We start from the raw sequence: 23,956 nt of genomic DNA, 5'->3' as shown, positions 1-23,956 counted from the left end.
GTGATTCCTGTGAACGATTTACCGCGACGGCTCGCGCTCCTCGGGGTAGGTGTCGTCGTCGGTCAGCAGTGCGCTGCCCGCGACCTGGCCCTGGGCCAGCGCCTCGAGGAAGGCACGGGCCCAGCGGTCCACGTCGTGCGCGAGCACCTGGCGGCGCAGCGAGCGCATGCGGCGGCGCTTGGTGTCGCGGTCGTCCTCGATGGCGGAGACGATGGCGTCCTTGACGCTGTCCAGGTCGTGCGGGTTGCACAGGTAGGACTGCCGCAATTCGGCTGCGGCACCGGTGAACTCGCTGAGCACCAGGGCGCCGTTGAGGCCGCTGTGACAGGCGACGTACTCCTTGGCGACCAGGTTCATGCCGTCGCGCAGCGGCGTCACCAGCATCACGTCGGCGGCGACGAAGAAGGCGATCAGCTCGTCCCGCGGGATCGGGCGGTGCAGGTAATGCACCACCGGATAGCCGACCTGGGCGAACTCGCCGTTGATCCGGCCGACCTGGCGCTCGATGTCGCCGCGCATCTGGATGTAGCTTTCCACCCGCTCGCGGCTCGGCGTGGCCAGCTGGACCATGACCGTCTCGGACGGATCGATCCGCTGCTCCAAGAGCAGCTCTTCGAGCGCGTTCAGCCGGATGTCGATGCCCTTGGTGTAGTCCAAGCGGTCGACACCGAGCAGGATGTTCTTCGGATTGCCCAGTTCCGCACGGATTTTCGCGGCCCGCTCGCGGATCGAACGACGCCGGGAGTGCTCGTCGAGCTCGGCCGAGGAGATGGAGATCGGGAACGCGCCGACCCGGACCGTGCGGAACCCGACCTGCACGACGCCGAGCTTGGACCGCACGCCGACGGTGCCGCGCGAGGTCGGCTGACCGGCCAGCCGGCGAGCCAGGTAAAGGAAGTTCTGCGCGCCGCCGGGCAGGTGGAAGCCGATCAGGTCGGCGCCGAGCAGGCCCTCGACGATCTCGGTGCGCCACGGCATCTGCATGAACAGCTCGACCGGCGGGAACGGGATGTGCAGGAAGAAGCCGATGGTCAAATCGGGGCGCAGCATGCGCAGCATCTTCGGCACCAGCTGCAGCTGGTAGTCCTGCACCCAGACGGTGGCGCCCTCGGCGGCCACCTTGGCGGTCGCCTCGGCGAAGCGCCGGTTCACCGTGACGTAGGCGGCCCACCACTTGCGGTCGTAGACCGGGCGCACGATCACGTCGTGATAGAGCGGCCACAGCGTGCCGTTGGAGAAGCCCTCGTAGTAGTCGGCGACTTCCGCCGCGGTCAGCGGCACCGGGTGCAGCTCGAGGCCGTCCTCGATGATCGGATCGACGTCCGCGTCGGGGACGCCGGCCCAGCCGACCCACGCGCCTTTGTTGTTGCGCAGCACCGGTTCCAGCGCGGTGACCAGGCCGCCGGGGCTGCGCTTCCAGCGCGTCGTGCCGTCGGGCAGGCGTTCCAGGTCGACCGGGAGCCGGTTGGCCACGACGACGAAACCGGAGCCGGATTCGGACGGGCCGGTGACCGTCGGGGTGGTGTCGTCAGGTGGGGTGTCTAGGGCGGGGTCGGAGTCGTCGGACGATGTCATCTGGTCCACTCACGCATCCTTTGCGCGTCGCTGGGTCCCCCGGGGAATCGGGTGTAGTCGACGTCGCCGTTGGCGTCGAAAGGCTGGAGCTTTATTCGACCCGGGAGCTCGGTCCGATGCCGAGCATCGACAACAGCATCCGGCACTCGTCGGCGTCCTCGGCGTAGGCCGCGACAACGCGCTGGGCCTGACGTGCGGTTTCGTCGGCGAGTGGTTCCAGATCGTCGTCCGCGATGTCGTTCGCGCTGCCCTTCGCGGCCATCTTCAAGTCCTCCCGGTTCACTACGCTCGTACGTGCGAATAGTCAATGGTATCTGGCGTCGCCAGGCGCGGGTGGCACCCGCGTCAGACCGGCCCCCGGCCGGTGTGCCGACTCCCTCCCGCCCTATACCGTGGGACGGAGCATCAACTCCACGAAAGGGTCGATATGCCGCTGGCCACGGTGAACGGAATTTCCCTCAACTACCAGGTCAAAGGTGACCGCGCGCGGGGTACCGATGTCAAGGGTTCGGGGCCGCTTGTGGTCATGATCATGGGCACCGGTAGTCCGGGGCGGGTCTGGGAACTGCATCAGGTGCCCGCGCTGGTCGCGGCCGGTTACCGGGTGTGCACGTTCGACAACCGCGGTATCGCGCCGTCGTTCGAGGCCGCGACCGGGATGACCATCGACGAGCTGGCCGCCGACACCGCCGCGCTGATCGAGTTCCTCGACGAGGGGCCCGCGCTGGTCGTCGGCACCTCGATGGGCGCACGGGTCGCGCAGGAACTGGCGCTGGCCCGGCCCGAACTGGTGCGCAAGGCCGTCTTCATGGCCGGGCACGGACGCCTCGACCAGTTCCAGAAGACGCTCTCGCTCGGCGAGCACGAACTCGACGCCAGCGGGGTGAAGCTGCCGGAGAAGTACGAGGCGGCGGTGACCGCGGTGATGAACCTCTCGCCCGCGACGCTGGCCGACCCGAACTCGGCGCGCGACTGGCTCGATCTGTTCGAATTCACCGGCGGGCCGGTGACTCCGGGCATCCGGGCACAGCGCCGGATGGATCACGATTTCGACCGGGTGCAGGCTTACCGGGCGATCACCGTGCCGTGCCTGGCCGTCGGATTCGCCGATGACCGGATGATCCCGCCTTACCTGTCCAGGGAAGTCGCCGAGGTCATCCCCGGTGCGCGTTATCAGGAAGTGCCGGACGCCGGTCACTTCGGCTACCTCGAGCGCCCTGAGACAGTGAACAAGATTCTGCTCGACTTTTTCGCGAGCTGAGATTCTCCGGCCAGAGGTAACCGCCCAGGCGTAACGTCTCCCTTGCTAGGGTCGAAACAACGCTCGGGACACCAACGGCGCGCAAGTCCGTTGAACCCTCGGTTCGTCGGACCCGGCGCCGAAGGATCCACGAGCGCTCCCGTACATAGCGCCAGTATCCAGTGAGGTGAAATTGAGCACCAATCCCTTCGATGACGAAGACGGCCGCTTCTTCGTCCTGGTCAACGACGAAGAACAGCACTCCCTGTGGCCCGCTTTCGCCGAGGTCCCGGCCGGATGGCGGGTCGTGTTCGGCGAGGACAGCCGCGCTGCCTGCGTCGAGTACGTCGAGAAGAACTGGACCGATATGCGTCCGAAGAGCCTGCGCGACGCGATGGCCGCCGACGACGCGGCCCGTCAGGGCGCCCAGTCCTGATCCCGCGGTAGCTGAATACTGCGCCGGGACACCGTGCCGACTGCGTGATGCCGTAAACCCGGTGTCACGCAGTCGGTGTGCCCGGCTATGATGACAACCGCTTTCCCAAGGCACCCGCCTCCTTAGCTCAGTGGTAGAGCACCGCTCTTGTAAAGCGAAGGTCGTCAGTTCAATCCTGACAGGGGGCTCAACGATCCGTGACCTGCTGAACCAGCAGGTCACGGATTTCGTTCAGGCGGAGCACGCCGCTCACGGCTGCGCCGGCCGGACTTCGCTTGCCTTGCGGTACTTTCCGTGCCGGCCCTCACCGATGAGCCAGGTGACCGGCATGCCCGGCGCGATGCCTTGATCGTCGCCCCGGTATTCCCAGCGCGAGAACCACACGTCGTCACCGGAAGCATTGGCGATCAGACCGTCATAGCTGTGCGGGAACCACCATCGGACCACGCCGTCGAGGCTTGGATCAGGATCCGTGGCCGTATCGACCCGCCCATACGGAATCGACCCGCTCTGTCCGTGCCACCCGTCGAGGCCGGGGAGCAGCGGCTGGTCCCCACCCACGGGGTCGGCGGGCCAGATCTTTCCACTGCGAGCCAGAACATCGTCATGGATACGCCGAGCCAGTTCGCATGCCACACCGCCGGGGGTGGATTCGCTGGGCGTGCAGCCGATAAAGAAATTCAAGGCTGGGACAGTGAATTCGATCCACCATCCGGGCGAAGACGGTTGCCGGCGAAGGTGTTCGGGGATCGTTTCGTCGATGTGCACCTCCAGGCCGAGAGCCGACTCGATGTCGGCTGCCAGCAACTCGGCGCCTCGTCTCGATGTGTGCTGATCCATGTAGTGATCATCCTGAATAGGCGTATCCGGCGCAGCGGTCCGCCATGCGTCCGCGGCAAAGGCGTCGTTGTTAAGGCGGCTGACCGGTGCTCGTTAAGGGGGCACTTTTACTGTCGCGGCACAGAGTTCGCGAGTAGGGGAGGATCCGGTGGGGCAGGAGGATGGGGGTGGGGTTGGGGGGTGGCATCCGTTGACGCGCATCGGATTTCGGTTCGGGGTGTGCTATTTCGGAGCGGTCGGGGTGGCGGGGGTGTTGGGGCTGGTGCCGATCTTGCTGGCGGGGGTGGGGATCGAGACAGGCTCGGTGTTGAATTTGTCGAGCGTTGCTCGGCCGCCTATCGAGTGGACCGCTGCGCATGTGCTGGGTTTACGGGTGACCAGTGCGCAGGTGGGGAGTGACAGCGCGTTTCAGTGGACCGGGTTGTTTCTGCTGGTGGTGATGTCGGCGGTGGCTACGGCGGTGTGGTCGATGCTGGATCGCGGGCGGACGGGATATACCCGGTTGTTCGCTTGGACGCAGTTGTATCTGCGATTCGTGCTGGCGCTGGCGATGTTCTATTTCGGGATGGCCAAGGCGATTCCGACGCAGATGCCGTTCGTGCTGAATCGGCTGGTCGAGCCGTACGGGAATTTCAGCCCGGAGGGTGTGCTGTGGTCGCAGGTCAGTGTGTCGCAGCCGTACGAGATCGCGCTCGGCGCAGCGGAATTGCTGGCCGGGGTGCTGTTGCTGGTGCCGCGGGCGACCGCCGCGGGGGCGCTGCTGTGCGCGGTGGACATGACGCAGGTGTTCCTGCTGAACCTGACCTATGACATCCGGCTGAAGACGGTGTCGTCGCAGTTCCTGCTGCTGAGCCTGTTCCTGCTGGCGCCCTACGCGCGGCGGTTGCTGGCGGCGCTGTTCGCCGGCGCGCCCGCGCCCGCGATCCGGACCGTGCCGCTGTTCGGTTCCGCGCGGGCCAACCGGATCGCGCCGGCGGCACAGCTGGTGGTGGGCCTTGGCCTGCTCGCCGTGTTCGGTGCGCAGAACTGGCAGCAGTGGTCGAAGGAAACCCCGCACCTGTACGGCATCTACCGGGTGGACGGCTTCTCCTCCGAGGGTTACGCCCGCGACCCGTTGCTCACCGACGAATTACGTTGGCGCCGAGTCGTTATCGACCGCCCGTTCCACGTCTCGGACCCGATGGTGCTCACCATCCAGCACATGGACGACTCGTTCGAGGTGTACGGCGGCACCATCGATCCGAAGCGGCACATCATCGACCTGCACCACCGGATAGCGCTGGGCACCTTCGAGGAAACCCCGGTCCGGGTGCGGCTCACCTACTGGTGGCCGGCCCCCGGCCGCATGATCATCGACGCGGACGATTACGCCGGCCACCGCATCCACACCTCGTTCACCGAGGTCGATCCGAAGTCCTTCCCGCTGCTCGAGCGCGGTTTCAGCTGGGTCCAGGAACAGCCGTACAACCGGTGAACGAGAAGGGTGGCCCGAACGCCGCTTCGGCGCTGGGCCACCCTCGGTGCCGATCGGCGGACTCAGTCGGGGACGTTGGCTCCGTAGCCGAGGTCGCGCAGGGCCTGCTTGATCTTGGCCTGGGCCTCGTCCATGGATTCGGGGCTCGGGTCGGTGTCGGCGCCGGAGATGTCGAAGTCACCCATGGTGAACGCCGGGAAGACGTGCACGTGCAGGTGCGGCACCTCGAGTCCGGCGATCAGCAGGCCGGCGCGCGGTGCGTCCCAGGCGGCGCGCACGGCCTGGCCGATCTTCTGGGCCACGACGTTCAAGCGGGCGAAGGTGTCCGCGTCGACGTCCTGCCACTGATCGATTTCCTTACGGGGCACCACCAGGGTGTGCCCGGTGGTGACCGGTGCGATGGTGAGGAAACCGACGAATTCGTCGTCCTCCCAGACGAATCGACCTGGTAGCTGACCGGCGATGATCGCGCTGAAGACAGAAGCCATGCTCCGCAGGCTACGCGCCGCGGGTTGCGGTGGCCCGCTGGTATCGGCGGCGAGGTGGTGTTGCGCCGGATCGAAACTGCGTCTATCGTACACATATCAGTTTCCAGTGGACACAGTTTAGGAATCAGGCATGATCACGCTCATCACCGCCGCCGCAGTTTCCGCCGCTCCCGTCGGCCTGCTGGCCCATCGCCAGCTGCGCCGCCGCCGGGCCGCGGCGGAACTACGGATCGACACCCCGAACGGCGTCGCCGAGTCCGGCTTCGTGCGCATCGGCGGCATCGATCAGTGGATCGAGATCCGCGGCGAGGACCTGGCCAACCCGGTCCTGCTGGAACTGCACGGCGGCCCGGGCGTCACCAATACCTACTTCGCCAATCGAACCCGGGCATGGGAGCGGCACTTCACCATCGTTCGCTGGGATATGCGCGGCGCCGGGAAGACGTTCGGCCACGGCGAGCAGGGCGCGGTCACCTTCGACCAATTGCTCACCGACGCAGTGGAAGTCACCCGCTATGTGCACCGGCGGCTGGGCACCGACAAGGTGGTGTTGCTGGCCAACTCCTTCGGATCGGTGCTCGGACTTCGGCTGGCCCGCAGCCATTCCGAGCTGTACTCCGCCTACGTCGGCACCGATCAGAACATCGCCGGCGGCGAGCGGGACGACATCGCGTTCCACGCGTTGGTGCGCAGACTGCGTTCGGGCGGTAAGCGTTCCGCCGCAGCGAAATTGGAGCAGATCGGCCCGGACCCCACCACCTGGAGTGCCGCCGACTGGGGCCTGCACGCCAAGCTGGCGTCCAGTGTCGACCCGTTCATCGCGGCCATGATCAAGAAACTGATCCTGCCCGCGATGTGGTTCTCGCCGCAGCACCGGTTGCGCGACCTGAAGGCCGGCGCGGACGGCATGAAATTCTCCGAGCGGATCGGCGTCGAGTCCGTGCACTTCGACGCGTGGCGCGAGGGCACGCGATTCGAGTTGCCGTTCTTCATCTTTCAGGGCGAGCAGGACAGCCTGACGCCCGTCGCCCGCGCCCGGCGCTACTTCGATGACGTACAGGCGCCGCACAAGGAGTTCGCGCTGATCACCGACGCGACGCACTTCGCGTCGTTCTGGCAGCCTGCGCAATTCCTCGAGCTACTGCTGACCAGGGTGCGCCCGCTGGTGGTCGAGGCGGACGACCGCGCCGAGACCTGAGCGTCCACAGCCGAGGCTCGAACGTCTACACCGCGACGAAATGCGACAGGATGCCCTGCACCTCGTAGATGTCGACCTGGCGGTTGAACCGCTTCTGCAGCGGCTCGTGGCTGCCGGAGATCCAGATGTAGAGCTCGGCATCCAGGTCGAAGGTGCCCGCGGTCTCCACCGAGAAGTGGGTGATCGAGCGGTAGAGAATGCTGTGATAACTGACCTTGCGGCCGGTCATGCCCTGCTTGTCGACCAGGATCAGGCGCCGGTTGGTGAACAGGATGGCGTCGCGCACCAGCAGATACGCGGCATAGACCTGCTCGCCGTCGCCCATCAGTTTCGCGTATTCCTGTTGCGCCCGGCCGGGATCGATCCGCCCGGCATTGCCCATCAGTCCGTCGATCAGACCCATCGTGTGCACATCCTTCGCGCGGTGTGGGTGCGTGGCCCGGATGCGGTCTGCCCGAACCATCCCTTTCCATCATCCATGTCGCGAGACCGATATTCGATGGTCGTCTGCTGTTCATGAGTGAGCGCAGCTCGCCGCGGGCCTTCACCTAAGCTGTCTGCCGTGCGCGTACTCGTCATCGGTTCCGGAGCCCGTGAACATGCCCTCGTCCTCGCGTTGCGCCGCGACCCCGCGGTCAGCGCGATCGTCGCCGCGCCGGGCAACGCGGGTATCGCGCAGCACGCGACGACCAGGCCGGTCGATCCGTGCTCGGCGGAAGCGGTGGTCGCGCTGGCCACCGAGGCGGCGGCCGACCTCGTGGTGATCGGCCCCGAGGTGCCGCTGGTGCTCGGCGTCGCCGACGCGGTGCGGGCCGCCGGGTTCGCCTGTTTCGGGCCGTCCGCCGCGGCCGCGCGGATCGAGGGCTCGAAGGCCTTCGCCAAGGATGTGATGGCGGCGGCGGGCGTGCGGACCGCGCACAGCGAGATCGTGGACAACCCGGCCGACCTCGATGCCGCGTTGAGCCGGTTCGGCCCGACCTGGGTGGTGAAGGACGACGGGCTCGCCGCGGGCAAGGGTGTGGTGGTGACCGCCGACCGTTCGGCGGCCCGCGATCACGGTGCCGAACTGCTGGAGCAGGGACATCCGGTGCTGCTGGAATCGTTCCTGGACGGACCGGAGGTTTCGCTGTTCTGCCTGGTCGACGGGGAGACGGTGGTGCCGCTGCTGCCCGCGCAGGATCACAAGCGGGTCGGGGACGGGGACACCGGGCCGAACACCGGCGGCATGGGCGCCTACACGCCGCTGCCGTGGCTGTCCGGCGAAGCGGTGACCGCGATCGTCGAGGACGTGGTGAAACCCGTTGCGGCCGAATTGGTTCGGCGTGATTGCGCGTTCTCCGGGCTGCTCTACGCCGGCCTCGCGATGGGTGCCGCCGGTCCCGCCGTGGTCGAATTCAATTGCCGCTTCGGCGATCCCGAAACCCAGGCGGTGCTCGCACTGCTGGAAAGCCCGCTGGCCGAACTGCTCAACGCCACCGCGACCGGCACGCTGGCCGAGGTGGACCCGCCGCGCTGGCGGGACGGGTCCGCGATCACCGTGGTGATCGCCGCCGAGAACTACCCGGGCCGCCCGCGGATCGGCGATGTCATCACCGGGGCGGGCGACGGCGCGGTCGACGACTCCGCCGCCGTGCTGCACGCCGGGACGGCATTGCGCGAGGACGGCGCCCTGGTCTCCGCGGGCGGGCGCGTGCTCAACGTGGTCGGTATCGGCGCGGACCTCGCCGAGGCCCGCACCAACGCCTACGCGCGCATCGGCACGATCAAGCTGCCGGGCAGCCACTACCGCACCGACATCGGCCTCGCCGCCGTCGAGGACCGGATCGCCGTGCCTAGCTGAAGGTGAGCCCGTGCAGGGCCAGCCATTGCTGCGGATCGATGTGCTGGCCGCCGACGATCACCTCGAAGTGCAGGTGCGGGCCGGTGGAGTCGCCGCGATTGCCGACCCGGGCGATCTGCATGCCGGCCGGGACGCGTTCGCCGCGGGAGACGAAGAAGTCGTACATGTGGCCGTACACGGTGATGGTGCCGTCGTCGTGGCGGATCCGCACCCAGAGACCGAAGCCCTGCGCCGGGCCCGCGTCGATGACGGTGCCGTCGGCGACCGCGTAGATCGGCGTGCCGATCGGTGCCGCGATGTCGATGCCCGCGTGGAAAGTGCCCCAGCGCGAACCGAATCCGGAGGTGAAGGTGCCGCGCGCGGGCATGACGAAGCCGCCGAGGCCGGGCAGGATCGCGCCGGGTGTGGTGGTCGATGTGTTGCCGCCCATCCACGGTTGCCATTCGCCGGCCGCCGCGGCGGCCGCTTCGGCTTTGGCCCGTTCCAGCGTGGCGCGGGCGGCGGCCGCGACCACGGCCTGTTCGCGGAGGCGTTCGCCGTTATCGATGGCGTTCAACAGCCGGCGCACCGACGGCGGCGTGGACTGCAACTGCAGGGGATAGGCCACGGCGACGCGCTGGGCGTGGTCCGGGTCGGGGGTGCGATCGCTGATCGCGGCCGCGAAGGAGGCATCACCCGCGGCGAAGACGGCGGTGACCACCAGCGCGGCCAGCAGCACTCGATGCTTGCGCAGCAGGGCGAGGATCTTGTCGCGGTCGGGGCGTTTGTCCCACCGGTCGCGCAGCCGTTTGTCCCATCGGTCGCGCAGCTCGGAGCGCCGCTGCCACAGTTCCCGCGGATCGGGGCGGCGTCGCAGGAGTTCCTGGACGTTGCGCCGATCGAGCAGGGCCCGCAGGCCGCGCGCCGGTCGTTCCCGGAGCCGGGCGCGCCAGTCCGGCGGAATGACCCCGATGCCACCCACTCCGCGCACCCGGTCGAGCCCAGCTCGTCGAGCATCCTCGAGCATCAAGCCGACCATAACCCTGGTCGGAGTGGAGCGCACGACCAGGTGGAAAGGCGAGCGTCAGCGCAGTGCCGGGATGCGACACCGTCTACCGTCTGACGGGTGTGCAGAGAATCTCGCCGGTCGACCATTCCACCTTTCTACGTGATGGACGTCTGGAAAGCTGCCGCGCAACGGGCCAGAACGCACGGCGATGTGCTCGTGCTGGCCGCCGGACAGCCGTCGACGCCGGCGCCCGCCCCGGTGCTGCGCGCGACGAAGGCCGCGATCGAATCCGAATTGCTCGGCTACACCGAGACTTTCGGCATCCTGCCGTTGCGCGAGGCGATCGCGGGGCATCACACCGAGACCTACGGCTATGCCGTCGACCCGGACGACGTGGTGGTCACGACCGGCTCGTCGGGCGCGTTCTCGCTGATTTTCCTGGCCGCCTTCGACCCCGGCGACACCGTGGTGGTCGCCCGTCCCGGTTATCCCGCCTACCGGAACACGCTCACCGCGCTCGGTTGCCACGTGGTCGAACTCGATTGTGGCGCCGACACCCGCTTCCAGCCGACGGTCGCCATGCTGGACGCGCTGCCCGACCCGCCGGCCGGGCTGATCGTCGCGAGCCCGGCCAACCCGACCGGCACCATGATCGCCCCCGCCGAGCTGGCCGCGCTCGCCCGCTGGTGCGACGACCACGGCACCCTGCTCATCTCCGACGAGATCTACCACGGCATCACCTATCCCGGCTCCGACACCGCGACCTCCTCGTCCTGGGAGACCTCCCGCGAATCCGTCGTCATCGGCTCGGTGTCCAAATACTTCTCGATGACCGGCTGGCGGCTCGGCTGGATGTTGGCGCCCAGCGGATTACGCCCCGCGCTGCAACGGCTCGCCTCCAATCTCACCGTGTGCCCGCCCGCGATCTCGCAGTACGCGGCGCTGCACGCGTTCGGCGCGGAGGCCAAGGCGGAGCTCGACGGTCACGTGCGCCGCTACGCGATCAACCGGCAGCTGCTGCTGGACGGCCTGCCGAAGATCGGCATCACCGACCTGGCGCCGGCCGACGGCGCCTTCTACGCGTACGCGGATATCGGCCATCTCACCGATGACGCGCGCGCCTGGTGCGCGGACGTGCTAAACAACACCGGTGTCGCGCTCGCACCGGGCATCGACTTCGACACTGTGCACGGAAATCGGACAGTTCGGTTCTCCTTCGCGGGAGCCACCGCGGACATCGAGCAGGCCCTGGTTCGTCTAGGGCACTATCTGGGTGTTTGATCGTCGTGTCCGGCAACAACTTTCCGCAGTTCGGCACCGTGGCCGCGCGGATACGGTAAAACATCGATGGTTGCTTTTCCTCGCTGATTTCCCCTGGAAGAACTGATGACGACTGGCACGATGGCACGGTGATCACCGCGACGACCCCGAAAGGCGAACGGCGTCGCCAGGCTTTGGTAGCTGCCGCCGCCGAGTTGTTGCTCGAAGGCGGGTTCGAGGCGGTGCGGCACCGATCGGTCGCGACCCGCGCTGATCTTCCGCTGGCGTCGACCACCTACTACTTCGAATCATTGGAAGATCTGATCGCGCGCGCGGTCGAGTTCAGCGGCAACGTGGAACTCGAGGCGATGCGCCGCCGGGTCGGCGAGGTGAGCCACCGCCGCCGCGGCGCCGAGGCGACCGTCGACCTGGTGCTCGATCTGCTCGTCGGCGTCGACGGGCACTGGCACGACGAGGGTGCGCGCGGACAGTTGATCGCCAGGTACGAGCGGTCGGTCGCGTCCGCGCGGCACCCCGAGTTACGCGAAGTGCAGCTCCGTCTCCGAGCTCAGCTCGACGAGTTGCTCGCCGACGTGTTGCGCCGCTCGGACCGATTGGTGCGTCCGGAGCAACTGCGCAGGTTGGTCGCGGTGGTCGATGGCGCGGTGGTCGCGGCGCTCACCGAACAGGAGCCCGAACCGCGCCGAATGGCCCGTGGCGCGCTGCTCGAGGTGATCGACATCGTCGCACCGGCGACGCCCCAGCAAGTGGACCGTTTCCGCGCATTAGACTGATCAAACGTGAGCCTTGTCCCGAACGTCTTAGCCACCCGTTATGCCAGTCCGGAACTGGTGCGGCTGTGGTCGCCCGAACACAAGATCGTGCTCGAGCGGCGGCTCTGGCTGGAGGTGTTGCGGGCGCAGTCCGAGCTCGGCATCGAACTGCCCGCGGGCGTGCTCGACGATTACGAGCGGGTGATCGACCAGGTCGACCTGGCCTCGATCGCCGAGCGTGAGCGGATCACCCGGCACGACGTGAAGGCGCGCATCGAGGAATTCAACGCGCTCGCCGGGCACGAGCACGTGCACAAGGGCATGACCAGCCGCGACCTCACCGAGAACGTGGAGCAGCTGCAGATCCGGCTCTCGCTCGAGCATGTGCACGCGCACGGCATCGCGATCGCGGCCCGGCTCACCGAGCGGGCCGCCGAGTATCAGACGCTGGTGATGGCGGGTCGCTCGCACAATGTCGCCGCACAGGCCACCACCCTCGGCAAACGGTTCGCCTCGGCGGCCGACGAGCTGCTGATCGCGCTGACCCGGGTGCGTGAGCTGATCGACCGGTACCCGTTGCGCGGCATCAAGGGCCCGATGGGCACCGCCCAGGACATGCTCGATCTGCTCGGCGGCGATCCGGCCAAGCTGTCGACGCTGGAGCAGCAGGTGGCCCGGCATCTCGGCTTCGCGACCGTGCTCACCAGCGTCGGGCAGGTGTACCCGCGCTCGCTCGACCACGACGTGCTCTCCGCGCTGGTCCAGGTGGGCGCCGGCCCGTCGTCGTTCGCCCACACCATCCGGCTGATGGCCGGAAACGAGCTGGTCACCGAGGGCTTCCAGCCCGGCCAGGTGGGCAGCTCGGCCATGCCGCACAAGATGAACACCCGCTCGTGCGAACGGGTCAACGGCCTGCAGGTGGTGCTGCGCGGCTACGCGTCGATGGGTGCCGAACTGGCCGGCGCGCAGTGGAACGAGGGCGACGTGTTCTGCTCGGTGGTCCGTCGCGTCGCGCTGCCGGACGCCTTCTTCGCCATCGACGGCATGATGGAAACCTTCCTCACCGTGCTCGCCGAATTCGGCGCCTACCCCGCCGTCATCGCCCGCGAACTCGACCGCTACCTCCCCTTCCTCGCCACCACCCGCATACTCATGGCCGCGGTCCGGGCCGGCGTCGGCCGCGAAACCGCGCACGAGGTGATCAAGGAGCACGCGGTCGCCGTGGCCCTCGCCATGCGCGAACAAGGCCGCGAACCCGACCTCCTCGACCGCCTGGCCGCCGACGACCGCCTTCCGCTCGACCGCCCCGCACTGGACGCGGCGCTCGCCGACAAGTCCGCGTTCATCGGCGCCGCCGAAGCGCAGGTCTCCGACGTCATCGCCGCGGTCCAGAAATTGGTCGACCAGAACCCGGCCGCCGCGAACTACACACCTTCGCCAATCCTGTAGAGGGAGCGACCGTTTCGCCGCGAATTCGCTAGCAGGTGTCATAGCCGGACGGTATCGTCCGACGGTGACCATTCACGCCTTCGTGGACGAGTCGATTCGTCGCGACCGTTACCTGCTCTGCGCTGCTCTTATTCCGTCTGGACGGTTGTCCGACGCGCGAGGGCTGGTCCGCGGTTTGTGCCTGCCCGGCCAACGGCGCTGGCATTTCGCCAAGGAGCCGGACAGTCGACGCAGGTTGATTCTCGCCACTATGTCGAGGTTCGACGGTGTTCGCGTGGCGGTGTTCGTGGGGCGGGGTGTCGAGGTGCGTGCGCGGGACAACTGCATGGCGCGGTTGGTGACGCACTTGGTAGACGTGAAAGCGGAGCGGTTGGTCATCGAGTCGCGGGAGAGCCTCGACCAACGGGATCGGCATTGCATCGCCGGGGTGCTTCGCAAAGCATCGGCGGATCTGCCCTACGTGCACATGCTCCCGCACTGTGAACCCGGGTTGTGGTGGCCGGACGCTGTCGCCTGGGCATTCGGTGCCGGTGGGGTTTGGCGGGCGATGGTCGCACCGTTGGTGCAGGACGTCTACGACGTCGAAAGCATGTGTAGATAGCGCGAAACCCGACTGCTCACCGTCCGGAGAGGAGCCGGGTCCACTTCTCTCAGCTAGTGCCGAGAGCTGTCTCGATAGTACTGCATCTGATGTGCGATGGCTATGTAATTGCAGTGCAGCTACCTGCCGCCGACGGGGCCGGCGCGTACCCCGGATGTGGGGGTGGCTCGGTGGCGGTATCGAATTTCTGGGTGGGGGTGGCGGGCTAGGGTTTCGGGCGTGAATCCGTACACGATTTTTGCCGACATCGTTGCCGGGCGGGCCGAGGCCAGCCGGGTGTATGAGGACGATGATGTGTTGGCGTTCATGGATATTCGGCCGATGACGCCGGGGCATGTGCTGGTGGTGCCGAAGGTGGCGGCGCGGAGTCTGGCGGAGCTGGATCCGGTGGTCGGGGGAAAGCTGTTCCAGGTGGGGCAGCGGGTGGCGGCGGCGCTGCGGGCGAGTGAGGTGGGGTGTGACGGGGTGAATTTCTTTCTGGCCGACGGGGTGACGGCGGGGCAGGAGGTGTTCCATGTGCATCTGCACGTGATCCCGCGGACGCCGGGGGATGGGTTCGGGTTGCGCGGGCGGCCGACGAGTCCGCGGCGGGCGGATCTGGATTATCTGGCCGGCTCGATTCGAGCTGCGCTGGGCCGCTGAGCGGCGGTTTCGGCGGACGGCGCGGCACGTACCGGATGGTTTGCTGAATAAAAGCCGGAGAGCAATGTCACTTCCGCAATAATCCATGGTGAGCTACCTTTGAAAGCCGTTGTGATGCGGCGATGGAGGTGTGGTCATGCGTCGAACACCAGTTGCTGTGGCAGTGCTGACCATGGCGCTCGGGGTGGTGGGTCCTGCGGTCGCCGGGCCTGCGACGGCCTCGGCCGCGCAGATCGAGCGGGTGGACAACCTGACCCCTACGCGCGCCGCGGTGTTCATCGATTCACCGGCGATGGGCCGAACGGTGCAGGTTCAGGTGCTGCATCCGGCCGGCGGCGGCGCGCGGCCCGCGTACTACCTGCTGGACGGGCTCGATCCCGGCACCAGCCAGAGCACCTGGACCAACGCCACCGACGCGGAACGATTCTTCTCCGGCGCCGACGTCAATGTGGTGCTGCCGGTGGGCGGCGAGGCCAGCTACTACACCGACTGGGAGCAGGACGACCCGCAGCTCGGCCACTACCGGTGGGAGACCTTCCTGACCGAGGAACTGCCGCCGCTGATCGACGCCCGGTTCAACGGCAACGGCGTCAACGCGATCGGCGGACTCTCGATGGGCGGCAACGCGGCCTTCATTCTGGCCGCCCGCAATCCGTGGCTGTATCGCGCCGTCGCGGGCTACAGCGCCTGCCCCGACACCGGTCTGGCGATGGGTGCCGTGATGTTCTCGATCGCCAATCGCGGCGGCAACCCGCTCAATATGTGGGGTCCCCCTGGTAGTCCGGCCTGGGCCGAGCACGATCCCGCGCTGCTGGCAGAACGCCTGCGCGGCAAGACAATCTATCTGTCCAGCGGCACCGGCATCCCCGGCCCGCACGAGACGGAGATCAAACCCCAACTGGCGGAGAACATCTTCCTCGGCGGCCCGGTCGAGTTCGGCGTCAACGCCTGCGTGGTCTCGTTCGAGCAGCGGTTGCGCGGACTCGGCATACCGGCCCGAGTCGACTACAGCGCCACCGGAACTCACTCCTGGTCCTACTGGCAGGACACACTGCACGCGTCCTGGCCGACCATCGCGTCGGCCATCGGCGCATGAATCCATAACGGGCGCAGCAGGATTCGCTAGTCGCGTCCCGCGTTGAGCACGACAATCGCGATCTGGACCCGGTTTTCGGCGTCGAGCTTGCTGAGCAGCCTGCTGGTATACGACTTCACGGTGGCGACGCTGAGGTGCATCTCCTTGGCGATATCGGAATTGGACAGCCCGCGGCCGATCGCCTCGGCGATGTCGCGTTCCCGCTCGGTCAGCGTCGTGAGCGCGGTGCGGGCCCGTTCGCGGGCCGCGTCGTCCGCGCTCGGCCCGGCGGTGGCCACCGAAATCAGTTGCGCGGTAACGCTCGGCGAGAGCATCGGCCGCCCCGCCGCCACCTGCTTGACCGCCGCGACGATATCGGCGGGCGGGGTGTCCTTGAGCAGGAATCCGTGCGCGCCGATGCGCAGCGCCCGCAACACCATGTCGTCGGCGTCGAACGTGGTCAGCACCAGCACCCGGGGCGGGCCTGGCCGGCTCAGCAGTTCGCGCGTGGCGTCCAGCCCGTCGCGTACCGGCATCCTGAGATCCATCAGCACGATGTCGGGTGACTGTTCGGCGACCACGGCCAGCGCTTGTTCGCCGTCGGCCGCCTCACCGACCAATTCCAGCCCGGGATCGCCACCGAGGATCATCGTCAGCGCCGAACGAGCCAGCGGCTCGTCGTCGACGACGACCACGCGGATGCGTGCGGTCATCTGTCGCTCGTCGCGACGACGGCCGGCCACGGCAGCACGGCCCGCAGCCGGAAACCGCCGGTCGGATCGGGTCCGTAATCCAGTGTGCCGCCGACCAGTTCGGCCCGTTCGGCGAGTCCGAGCAGACCGTAACCGGAGGACGGCAGCCTGAGTCCCGGCTGTCGCGGGGCGGAGTTGCCGACGTCCACGATCAGATCCTGACCCGGTCCGCCTTCGATCCGCACGCGCACCGCCGCACCGGGAGAGTGCTTGCGCGCGTTGGTCAATCCCTCCTGGGCGATGCGATACGCGGTGCGCGCGCTGGTCGCCGGGAGATCGTCGGTGGTGGTGTCGGTGATCGACACGTCCATGCCCGCCGAGCGTGCCTCCTCGATCAGCCGGGTGAGGTCGGCCAGTGTCGGCTGTGGCGGTTCCGGGCTTGCGGTGAGCGAATCGTCGCTGGTGCGCAGCACTCCCAGCACCTCGCGCAGTTCCTGCAAGGCCAGATGCGCGTTCTCGGCGATGGTCTTCGCGGTCGCGGCGGTCTGCTCCCTGGTCAGATCGGTGCGGAAGCCGAGCGCGCCGGCGTGCATCGCCACCACCGAAATCCGGTGCGCCAGTACGTCGTGCATCTCCCGCGCGATCCGATTGCGTTCCAGCAGCCGCGCCTCGGCGGCGCGCGCGTGCTGTTCCCGCTCGGCGGTCTCCGCGCGAGAGCGCAACGACCACACCAGATCCCGCCGCGCGCCCACCGCGAAGCCGATCGCGACGATGGTCGCGATGGCGGCCGTGAGGACCGCCGTATCGATCCAATAGGGCTGCGACTCGGTCTGTTTCGGATAGATCACGCTGTCGGTGAGCAGCCCGGTGCCGATGCTGACGATGGCCAGCGCGGCGGTCTCGGCGTAGCGCCGCCGGGTGGCCAGCGAACACAGCACCAGCGCCGCCGCGCCGTTGGCGGTCACCGACGCCGTGGACGCCACCGTCACGATCGCCGCGATGGCCACCGGATACCGCCGCCGCAGCAGCGTGAGCAGCATGCACACCACGCCGAGCAACGGATCCCCGACCTGGAACCAGGTCAGCAGCGCACCGTCGATCGGTGCCATCTCGCTCTTCGTGGAGGACCACGCCAGCAGGCCGATGAGAATCACCGCCACCATCCGCCAGGCGTGCGACCACAGCCGAAGCGGCGGCGCCGACGAGAGCGGATCGGTGGGCATGACGCGACTTTAGGGGCCCGCGGACCGGCCGCGCATCGGCCTGCAGGGCGAATTCGGATCTACCAAAGGATGAACCGCTCGCCGACCGACGGCCGATGCGCGATGACCTGCCCCGGGGCAACCATGAGAGGCATCGCTACCGAACGAGGTCGGAAATGGAGAGTGTGATGGGCAAGAACGCGTGGATCGGACTGCAGATCGCCGGCATGGTCGTGATGGTCGCGTCGGCCCAGGCCGTCATCCGCCTGCTGATCGACCACCGCAAGTCCCAGGTGTGGGGCCTGCTCGACTGGGTGCCGGGGGGCTGGGGCGGTCAGCTCGCGGTGCTGGTCGTGCTTGCCGCGGCCGGCGGAGTGCTTGCCGAACGGTCGAACAACAAGGTCAAGTTGCTCGAAGCCTGAACCCCTGAGTCTCACTGCGGGTAAACCCCGAGGCCGCGCACGGATCGTCCTACCGCCGCAGCCGGCGATGCTGTACGCGGCAGGACGATTCGTGCGCACCGGATCAGTGCGCCGCAACGGTGGCGGGCTCCCACCGCGGGTAGTCGCTGTACCCCTCGGCGGTGCGTCCGTAGAGCAGGTCCTCGCGGATCGGGGCGAGGGGCAGGTCGTGGGTGATGCGATGGACCAGATCCGGGTTCGAGATGAAATGGCGACCGAACGACACCAGATCGGCGACACCGGAACGCAATACGCCCTCGGCCGCCTCCGCCGTTGTCGCCGCACGGTTTTCGCCGACATTGGCGATGAGGGTGCCGCGCCAGCGTGGCCGGAGATCGGCCAGTGCGCCGTAGGTGTCGTTGTCGGTCAGGTGCAGGTAAGCGAGGCCGCGACCGTCGAGCTCGGTGACCAGCGCGCGATACAGCGGTGCCGGATCGGCCTCGAACATATTGAACTGCGGGTTGCCGGGAGACAGCCGGATACCGGTGCGCCGCGCCCCGATCGCCGCGGTCACGGCATCGACCACGGCCAGCGGCAGCCGCATCCGGTTCTCGATCGAGCCACCGAATTCGTCGGTGCGCAGGTTCGTGTTGTCGGCCAGGAACTGATGCACGAAATAGCTGTTGGCCCCGTGGATTTCGACCCCGTCGAAGCCCGCGGTGATGGCATTGCGCGCGGCGCGGGCATGGTGCTCGACGGCCGCGTAGATGTCGGCCCGATCCAGCGCCGCCGGCATGATCGGGTCGGCCTTGCCGCCGGCGATCAGGTGCACCCGATCCTCGTCCAGCACCGCGGACGGACCGGCCGGCCAGGAACCATCGATCCGGGCCAGCGGGTGTCCTTTGCGCCCGCCGTGCATCAGCTGCGCGAAGATGCGCCCGCCCTTCGCGTGCACGGCCTCGGTGACCCGCGACCACGCCTCGACCTGGCGCTCGGTTTGCAGCCCGGGCACCCAGGCCTCGCTCTGCCCGGTCGAATGCGGCCAGATGCCCTCGGTGACGATGAGCCCGGCCGCCGCGCGCTGCGCGTAGTAGTCGGCGACATCGCGGGTTGGGGAGCCGTCGGGCAGCGAACGCAAGCGGGTCATCGGCGACATGACGATGCGGTTGGGCAGGGTACGGGCGGGAGTGCGGTATTCGGTCAGCAGCAACATTCCTGTACCGTAAAACCTGACATCAATGTCAGGTCAAGGAGCGATTTGTGCGCATCGGTGAACTGGCCGAGCGGACCGGCGTGAGCGTCCGGTCGCTGCGGTACTACGAGACCAAGGGGCTGCTCGCGTCCGAGCGGACCTCCGGCGGGCAGCGCGAGTACCCCGAGGCCGCGGTGGACCGGGTCCGGCGCATCCAGGAGATGTTCGCCGCCGGCCTGCACAGCGATACCGTCGGCGAGTTGCTGCCCTGCATCCACGACGTGGACGGCACGCCGAACGCGGCCGCCACGCCGTTCCTGGTGGAACGGCTCACCGGCGAACGCGAGCGGATCGAACAGGCGATGCGCGACCTGCAACGCACCCACGACGTGCTCGACAGCGTGATCCACGCGGCGTCCGGCGCCGTGCCACGCTCGGAGGGCAAGGGCTAGACCGGATTCGGCGAGGTGCGGCGGCTCGAGCAGGGGTGTTGCCGGGTCCTGGCGGGACGGGCGGGGCCCGCGCCGCTACGGTGGAGCCCATGGCTCTCGACAGCGGTACCGGAACGATCTCAGACCTCGACGGGGTGACGGCGCCGATCGCCAAGACGGTGCCCACCGAACGCGTGCATCACGGCGACGTGTTCGTCGACGAGTACGAGTGGCTGCGGGACAAGGAGAACCCGGAGGTCATCGCGCACCTCGAGGCGGAGAACGCCTACACCGAGGCGCAGACCGCGCATCTGGCCGGGCTGCGCGACTCGATCTTCGACGAGATCAAGGGCCGTACCCAGGAGACGGACCTGTCCGTGCCCACCCGCATGGGCGACTACTGGTACTACTCGCGCAGCTTCGAGGGCAAGCAGTACGGCGTGCACTGCCGCTGTCCGATCGCGGCCGACGCCGAGGGCATCGACGCCTGGACCCCGCCGCAGCTGGAGGCGGGCACCGAGGTGCCCGGCGAACAGATCCTGCTGGACAGCAATGTGGTGGCCGAGGGGCACGACTTCTTCGCACTCGGCGCGTTCTCGCTGAGCCACGACGGCAACCTGCTCGCCTACTCCGTGGACACGGTCGGTGACGAGCGGTACGTGCTGCGGTTCAAGGACCTGCGCACCGGCGAGATGCTCGCCGACGCGATCGCCGAGACGGCGCCCGGCGCGACCTGGTCGCTGGACGGCACGCACGTCTTCTACCAGACCGTGGACGAGTCCTGGCGGCCCGACACCGTGTGGCGGCACCGGCTCGGCAGCCCGACCTCCACCGATGTGAAGGTGTTCCACGAGCCGGACGAGCGCTACTGGGTGAGCATCACCTCGACCCGCTCGGAGAAGTACCTGATGATCTGGGTCGGTTCCAAGATCACCACCGAGGGCTGGGTGCTCGAATCCGACGATCCGGAGGGTGAATTCCGGGTCATCCTGCCGCGCCGCGAGGGGGTCGAGTACTCGGCCGAGCACGCGGTGGTCGGCGGCGAGGATCGGTTCCTGATCCTGCACAACGACGTGGTCGACGGGGTGAAGGCGGAGAACTTCGTGCTCGCCGACGCACCGGTCGCCGATCCCTCGGACCTGACCTTGCTGATCGAGCACCGCGACGACGTGCGGCTCGAGGATGTCGATGCCTACTCCGATCACCTGGTACTGAGCTACCGGCGCGAGGCGCTGACCCGGGTCGCGGTGTGGCCGCTGACCGACAGCGGCTACGGCGAACGGCGGGAACTGGACTTCGATCTGGAACTGTTCGCGGTCGGCGCGGGCGCCAACCCGGAGTGGGCGCAGCCGACCCTGCGCATCGGCCTGACCTCGTTCATCACGCCGGTTCAGGTGTTCGACTACGTGCCGGCCACCGGCGATCTGCTGCTGCGCAAGGAGCAGCCGGTGCTCGGCGGCTACGACGCGAACGACTATGAGCAGCACCGGGATTGGGCGGTCGCCGCGGACGGCACCCGGATCCCGATCTCGCTGGTGTGGAAGAAGGGGCTGGCGCTGGATTCGCCGAAGCCCCTGTTGCTCTACGGATACGGCTCCTACGAGGCGAGCATGGATCCGTCCTTCTCCGTCTCCCGGTTGTCGCTGCTGGATCGCGGCATGGTGTTCGCGGTCGCGCACGTGCGCGGCGGCGGTGAGATGGGCCGGCTCTGGTACGAGAACGGCAAGACGCTCACGAAGAAGAACACCTTCACCGACTTCGTCTCCTGCGCACAGCATTTGATCGATACCGGGAAGACCGCGGCGGACCGGATGATCGCCGACGGCGGCAGCGCGGGCGGCCTGCTGATGGGCGCGGTGGCGAACCTGGCGCCGGAGCTGTTCACCGGCATCCTGGCGAACGTTCCGTTCGTCGATCCGCTCACCTCGATTCTCGATCCGTCGCTGCCGCTGACCGTCATCGAATGGGACGAGTGGGGTAACCCGTTGGCGGACAAGGACGTCTACGACTACATGAAGTCCTACGCCCCGTACGAGAACGTCGAGGCCAAGGACTATCCGGCGATCCTGGCGATCACCAGCCTCAACGACACCCGCGTGCTCTACGTCGAACCCGCCAAGTGGGTCGCGAAGCTGCGCGCCACCAAGACCGGTGACTCGCAGCTACTGCTGAAGACGGAGATGAGCGCGGGCCACGGCGGCGTGAGTGGCCGGTACGAGAAGTGGAAGGAAGTCGCCTTCGAGTACGCGTGGGTGCTGGACCGGGTCGGCCTGGCAGACGCGTGAATTCCGCACGTGCGGCCGGTTCGACGACCGGCCGCACGTATCCGCGTCTGTTCGAGGGTTGAGCGGATTCAGAAGGTCGTACGCGCGTCGATTCCCGGCATTGCGATCGGAAGGCCCTGTTGCCGTGCGACTTTGGCCATCGTCTTGTCGTATGTAACCAAGGCGAGCAACTCGGATCCCAACTGTGTAGCACTGGCTACATGAATGGCATCCATCGACTTCAGTCCACGTGGTAGGTAGGCCGCGAGGTCGCGGATCCGGCCTGTCAGCGGAATATTCACATATTCATTTATCATGTCCCGCATCAGATTCGGATAGTCGCCGAGTCGGTCGCATTCACGCACCGACTCGACGAATCCGATACTGCTGGTTGCCGGTGCCGCCGCGGGATGCCGACCCAGAAAACGATCGAGCGCGTCCGCGTGTGCCCGGCCGACCACCTTCGTGATAATCGCGGACGCGTCCATGTACAAGATCATTTTTCGATATCCTCGTCGTCGGCGAGATCGGGAAAGGCATCCTCGAGCGTGGATAGGTCGTCACCAGTGATGATCCGGCGAAACAACTCCTCCTTCCGCTCATCGAGTCTGGCGCTGCGCCGTTCCCATGCGTCGATCCGGGTCTGGTCGACCTCTGTGCCTTTGTACGCCGCAAAAGTCCCGAGCATCTGCTCGACTGTGCGTGCTCCGCCTGGTGGTTCGACGATGACTCCTTGCGCTACCAACCTGTCGTATGTACTCATCTCCTCGAATGGTGGCGAGAGAACGGCAATGGTCTTACCGTGTTTGGTCACTTGGATCGTTTCCCCCTGCTCTACTTCGGCGAGTATCGCGCTCGGGTTGTAAGAGAATTCCCTGACAGAAACTGTCCGCATCCGAATAAATCCCCTCGATCGAGGGTCCAACGGGCTGAGTCGGCGAATGCCGCGCCCGAACGTGCTTACCTGAGGGTACAACGTGTAGGTACATCGGTGGAAGAGGTTTTCCGCGAGAACGTGTGCCAAGGTGTTCGTCGCCTGGCCATCCTGCCTGCACGCCCAGTACATCTGCCCCTGGCACCGTAAATTCATGAACGCTGAGCTGGTCGTATCCATTTCCGGGATCCGGGACACCACTCGGGACGCGGCGATCGAGTTCGCCGCGGAACTCGATCAGCGTGGTGTGCCACTGTCGCTGCTCGTGGCGCCCCGGTTGAAGGGCAAGTACAAGCTGGTCGAGGATCCCGCGACGCAGGCGTGGCTGCGCGGGCGCCGGGCCCGCGGCGACGCGATCGTGCTGCACGGCTACGACCAGGCGGCGACCAAGCCCAGGCGCGCCGAATTCGCCACGCTGCCAAGGCATGAGGCGCGGCTGCGGCTGATGGCGGCGGACCGGGTGATGGAGCGGGTGGAGCTGCGCACCCGGTTGTTCGCCGCGCCGCGCTGGGACGCGTCGGCGGGGGCGATCGAGGCGCTGCCCGAGGTCGGCTTCCGGGTGGCGCTCGGCCTGACCTCGATCCTGGACCTGGAACACAATGTGGCACAGAAGGTTCGGGTGTACGGGATCGGTGAGGGCTTCCGCGCCGAACCGTGGTGGTGCCGCGCACTGGTGATGGGCGCCGCCCGGACGGCGCGTCGCGGCGGCATGCTGCGGCTCGCGGTGTCGGCCGCGCAACTGGAACGTTCCGGACCGCGTCAAGCCATGCTCGACGCCGTAGACCTGGCCCTCTTCCACGGCGCGACCGGCGCCGTCTACCGCTGGGAGCCGCCCGCTATCGCGCGCGCGGCCTGAAAGACGCCCGCGCCGTGCCGCTTTCGAACAGCATGGCCGGGCTGGTTATCGGCGCCGCCGAGCGGGCCGATCGGCGCCGCCGCGCGGAAATGGCGTAAATCGGGC

The 23,956-nt window shown here is 67.6% G+C and carries 26 protein-coding genes and 1 tRNA gene; 16 read left to right on the top strand and 11 right to left on the bottom strand.

What is annotated here, in order from left to right; all coding sequences use genetic code 11:
- Positions 1 to 18: 18 nt before the first annotated feature.
- Positions 19 to 1,575, bottom strand: a complete 1,557-nt coding sequence (locus tag ACFYO1_RS39710; RefSeq protein ID WP_387244094.1) for a trehalose-6-phosphate synthase — start codon at positions 1,573 to 1,575, stop codon at positions 19 to 21.
- A 91-nt stretch (positions 1,576 to 1,666) separates the two neighbouring features.
- Entirely contained in the window at positions 1,667 to 1,837 is a 171-nt protein-coding gene (locus ACFYO1_RS39705) for a hypothetical protein (protein WP_014981427.1), read from the bottom strand.
- Between the two features lie 165 nt (positions 1,838 to 2,002).
- Between ACFYO1_RS39705 and ACFYO1_RS39700 the strand changes: the two genes are divergently transcribed.
- The 3 genes from ACFYO1_RS39700 to ACFYO1_RS39690 all read left to right on the top strand — a co-directional run bounded on the left by ACFYO1_RS39700 (position 2,003) and on the right by ACFYO1_RS39690 (position 3,439).
- Positions 2,003 to 2,836 (top strand): alpha/beta fold hydrolase, encoded by an 834-nt coding sequence (locus ACFYO1_RS39700; RefSeq protein WP_387243432.1) that lies wholly within the window; start codon positions 2,003 to 2,005, stop codon positions 2,834 to 2,836.
- A 172-nt stretch (positions 2,837 to 3,008) separates the two neighbouring features.
- On the top strand, positions 3,009 to 3,251 hold the full coding sequence (locus tag ACFYO1_RS39695) for an MbtH family protein (RefSeq protein ID WP_011207082.1): 243 nt from the start codon (positions 3,009 to 3,011) through the stop codon (positions 3,249 to 3,251).
- Positions 3,252 to 3,367: 116 nt separating this feature from the next.
- Positions 3,368 to 3,439: transfer RNA gene (locus ACFYO1_RS39690), tRNA-Thr, on the top strand.
- A 61-nt stretch (positions 3,440 to 3,500) separates the two neighbouring features.
- On the opposite strand, the gene ACFYO1_RS39685 is transcribed toward ACFYO1_RS39690, so the two are convergent.
- Complete coding sequence (locus ACFYO1_RS39685; RefSeq protein WP_387243429.1) at positions 3,501 to 4,091, bottom strand: hypothetical protein; 591 nt, start codon at positions 4,089 to 4,091, stop codon at positions 3,501 to 3,503.
- A 148-nt stretch (positions 4,092 to 4,239) separates the two neighbouring features.
- Here ACFYO1_RS39685 and ACFYO1_RS39680 point away from each other — a divergent pair, with 148 nt between their 5' ends.
- Positions 4,240 to 5,565, top strand: coding sequence for a DoxX family protein (locus ACFYO1_RS39680; RefSeq protein WP_387243426.1), 1,326 nt, complete (start codon positions 4,240 to 4,242; stop codon positions 5,563 to 5,565).
- A 62-nt stretch (positions 5,566 to 5,627) separates the two neighbouring features.
- On the opposite strand, the gene ACFYO1_RS39675 is transcribed toward ACFYO1_RS39680, so the two are convergent.
- Positions 5,628 to 6,053 (bottom strand): HIT family protein, encoded by a 426-nt coding sequence (locus tag ACFYO1_RS39675; protein ID WP_387243424.1) that lies wholly within the window; start codon positions 6,051 to 6,053, stop codon positions 5,628 to 5,630.
- 130 nt (positions 6,054 to 6,183) lie between these two features.
- Between ACFYO1_RS39675 and ACFYO1_RS39670 the strand changes: the two genes are divergently transcribed.
- A complete protein-coding gene (locus ACFYO1_RS39670; RefSeq protein WP_387243421.1) occupies positions 6,184 to 7,251 on the top strand; it encodes an alpha/beta fold hydrolase in 1,068 nt (355 codons plus the stop codon).
- Between the two features lie 25 nt (positions 7,252 to 7,276).
- On the opposite strand, the gene ACFYO1_RS39665 is transcribed toward ACFYO1_RS39670, so the two are convergent.
- Positions 7,277 to 7,654, bottom strand: a complete 378-nt coding sequence (locus ACFYO1_RS39665; RefSeq protein ID WP_150403830.1) for a PH domain-containing protein — start codon at positions 7,652 to 7,654, stop codon at positions 7,277 to 7,279.
- A 159-nt stretch (positions 7,655 to 7,813) separates the two neighbouring features.
- Between ACFYO1_RS39665 and purD the strand changes: the two genes are divergently transcribed.
- Positions 7,814 to 9,091, top strand: coding sequence for a phosphoribosylamine--glycine ligase (gene purD, locus ACFYO1_RS39660; protein ID WP_387243419.1), 1,278 nt, complete (start codon positions 7,814 to 7,816; stop codon positions 9,089 to 9,091).
- On the opposite strand, the gene ACFYO1_RS39655 is transcribed toward purD, so the two are convergent.
- Positions 9,084 to 10,097: a M23 family metallopeptidase gene (locus ACFYO1_RS39655; protein WP_387243416.1), complete on the bottom strand. Its 1,014-nt coding sequence runs from the start codon at positions 10,095 to 10,097 to the stop codon at positions 9,084 to 9,086. The genes purD and ACFYO1_RS39655 overlap by 8 nt on opposite strands.
- 144 nt (positions 10,098 to 10,241) lie before the next feature.
- Here ACFYO1_RS39655 and ACFYO1_RS39650 point away from each other — a divergent pair, with 144 nt between their 5' ends.
- The 6 genes from ACFYO1_RS39650 (at position 10,242) to ACFYO1_RS39625 (ending at position 15,900) form a co-directional block, all read left to right on the top strand.
- The gene (locus tag ACFYO1_RS39650) at positions 10,242 to 11,360 is read left to right on the top strand and encodes a pyridoxal phosphate-dependent aminotransferase (protein ID WP_387243413.1); all 1,119 of its coding nucleotides are present in this window, start codon (positions 10,242 to 10,244) and stop codon (positions 11,358 to 11,360) included.
- A 128-nt stretch (positions 11,361 to 11,488) separates the two neighbouring features.
- Entirely contained in the window at positions 11,489 to 12,133 is a 645-nt protein-coding gene (locus ACFYO1_RS39645; protein WP_387243410.1) for a TetR/AcrR family transcriptional regulator, read from the top strand.
- A gap of 6 nt (positions 12,134 to 12,139) precedes the next feature.
- Positions 12,140 to 13,561 carry an adenylosuccinate lyase gene (purB, locus tag ACFYO1_RS39640; RefSeq protein WP_387243407.1) on the top strand — a complete coding sequence of 474 codons (1,422 nt, stop codon included), beginning with the start codon at positions 12,140 to 12,142 and terminating at the stop codon, positions 13,559 to 13,561.
- A 64-nt stretch (positions 13,562 to 13,625) separates the two neighbouring features.
- Complete coding sequence (locus tag ACFYO1_RS39635; protein WP_387243404.1) at positions 13,626 to 14,162, top strand: hypothetical protein; 537 nt, start codon at positions 13,626 to 13,628, stop codon at positions 14,160 to 14,162.
- Between the two features lie 219 nt (positions 14,163 to 14,381).
- Positions 14,382 to 14,804, top strand: coding sequence for an HIT family protein (locus ACFYO1_RS39630; protein ID WP_387243401.1), 423 nt, complete (start codon positions 14,382 to 14,384; stop codon positions 14,802 to 14,804).
- A 136-nt stretch (positions 14,805 to 14,940) separates the two neighbouring features.
- Entirely contained in the window at positions 14,941 to 15,900 is a 960-nt protein-coding gene (locus ACFYO1_RS39625) for an alpha/beta hydrolase (RefSeq protein ID WP_387243398.1), read from the top strand.
- Between the two features lie 26 nt (positions 15,901 to 15,926).
- Here the strand turns inward: ACFYO1_RS39625 and ACFYO1_RS39620 are convergent, their stop codons facing one another.
- Positions 15,927 to 16,592, bottom strand: a complete 666-nt coding sequence (locus ACFYO1_RS39620; protein WP_387243396.1) for a response regulator — start codon at positions 16,590 to 16,592, stop codon at positions 15,927 to 15,929.
- Positions 16,589 to 17,794, bottom strand: coding sequence for a sensor histidine kinase (locus tag ACFYO1_RS39615; protein WP_387243393.1), 1,206 nt, complete (start codon positions 17,792 to 17,794; stop codon positions 16,589 to 16,591). The genes ACFYO1_RS39620 and ACFYO1_RS39615 overlap by 4 nt, the downstream gene beginning before the upstream one ends.
- Before the next feature lie 155 nt (positions 17,795 to 17,949).
- Here ACFYO1_RS39615 and ACFYO1_RS39610 point away from each other — a divergent pair, with 155 nt between their 5' ends.
- Positions 17,950 to 18,195, top strand: a complete 246-nt coding sequence (locus ACFYO1_RS39610) for a hypothetical protein (RefSeq protein ID WP_387243390.1) — start codon at positions 17,950 to 17,952, stop codon at positions 18,193 to 18,195.
- Positions 18,196 to 18,298: 103 nt separating this feature from the next.
- Here ACFYO1_RS39610 and ACFYO1_RS39605 read toward each other — a convergent pair whose 3' ends face one another.
- On the bottom strand, positions 18,299 to 19,387 hold the full coding sequence (locus ACFYO1_RS39605) for an alkene reductase (protein WP_387243387.1): 1,089 nt from the start codon (positions 19,385 to 19,387) through the stop codon (positions 18,299 to 18,301).
- Positions 19,388 to 19,434: 47 nt separating this feature from the next.
- Here ACFYO1_RS39605 and ACFYO1_RS39600 point away from each other — a divergent pair, with 47 nt between their 5' ends.
- Both ACFYO1_RS39600 and ACFYO1_RS39595 read left to right on the top strand, forming a co-directional pair.
- Complete coding sequence (locus tag ACFYO1_RS39600) at positions 19,435 to 19,818, top strand: MerR family transcriptional regulator (protein ID WP_387243384.1); 384 nt, start codon at positions 19,435 to 19,437, stop codon at positions 19,816 to 19,818.
- Between the two features lie 89 nt (positions 19,819 to 19,907).
- Positions 19,908 to 22,082, top strand: a complete 2,175-nt coding sequence (locus tag ACFYO1_RS39595) for a S9 family peptidase (protein WP_387243381.1) — start codon at positions 19,908 to 19,910, stop codon at positions 22,080 to 22,082.
- 68 nt (positions 22,083 to 22,150) lie between these two features.
- Here the strand turns inward: ACFYO1_RS39595 and ACFYO1_RS39590 are convergent, their stop codons facing one another.
- Together ACFYO1_RS39590 and ACFYO1_RS39585 are read right to left on the bottom strand one after the other, a co-directional pair.
- Complete coding sequence (locus ACFYO1_RS39590) at positions 22,151 to 22,549, bottom strand: PIN domain-containing protein (protein ID WP_387243378.1); 399 nt, start codon at positions 22,547 to 22,549, stop codon at positions 22,151 to 22,153.
- A gap of 8 nt (positions 22,550 to 22,557) precedes the next feature.
- The gene (locus tag ACFYO1_RS39585) at positions 22,558 to 22,956 is read right to left on the bottom strand and encodes a type II toxin-antitoxin system Phd/YefM family antitoxin (RefSeq protein WP_387243375.1); all 399 of its coding nucleotides are present in this window, start codon (positions 22,954 to 22,956) and stop codon (positions 22,558 to 22,560) included.
- Between the two features lie 193 nt (positions 22,957 to 23,149).
- Between ACFYO1_RS39585 and ACFYO1_RS39580 the strand changes: the two genes are divergently transcribed.
- A complete protein-coding gene (locus tag ACFYO1_RS39580) occupies positions 23,150 to 23,851 on the top strand; it encodes a DUF2334 domain-containing protein (RefSeq protein ID WP_387243372.1) in 702 nt (233 codons plus the stop codon).
- The last annotated feature ends 105 nt before the right edge of the window (positions 23,852 to 23,956 follow it).

The sequence above is a fragment of the Nocardia sp. NPDC006044 genome (assembly GCF_042871115.1).
In the GTDB taxonomy this organism is placed as follows: Bacteria; Actinomycetota; Actinomycetes; order Mycobacteriales; family Mycobacteriaceae; genus Nocardia.
This window is presented reverse-complemented; position numbering and strand designations above follow the sequence as displayed.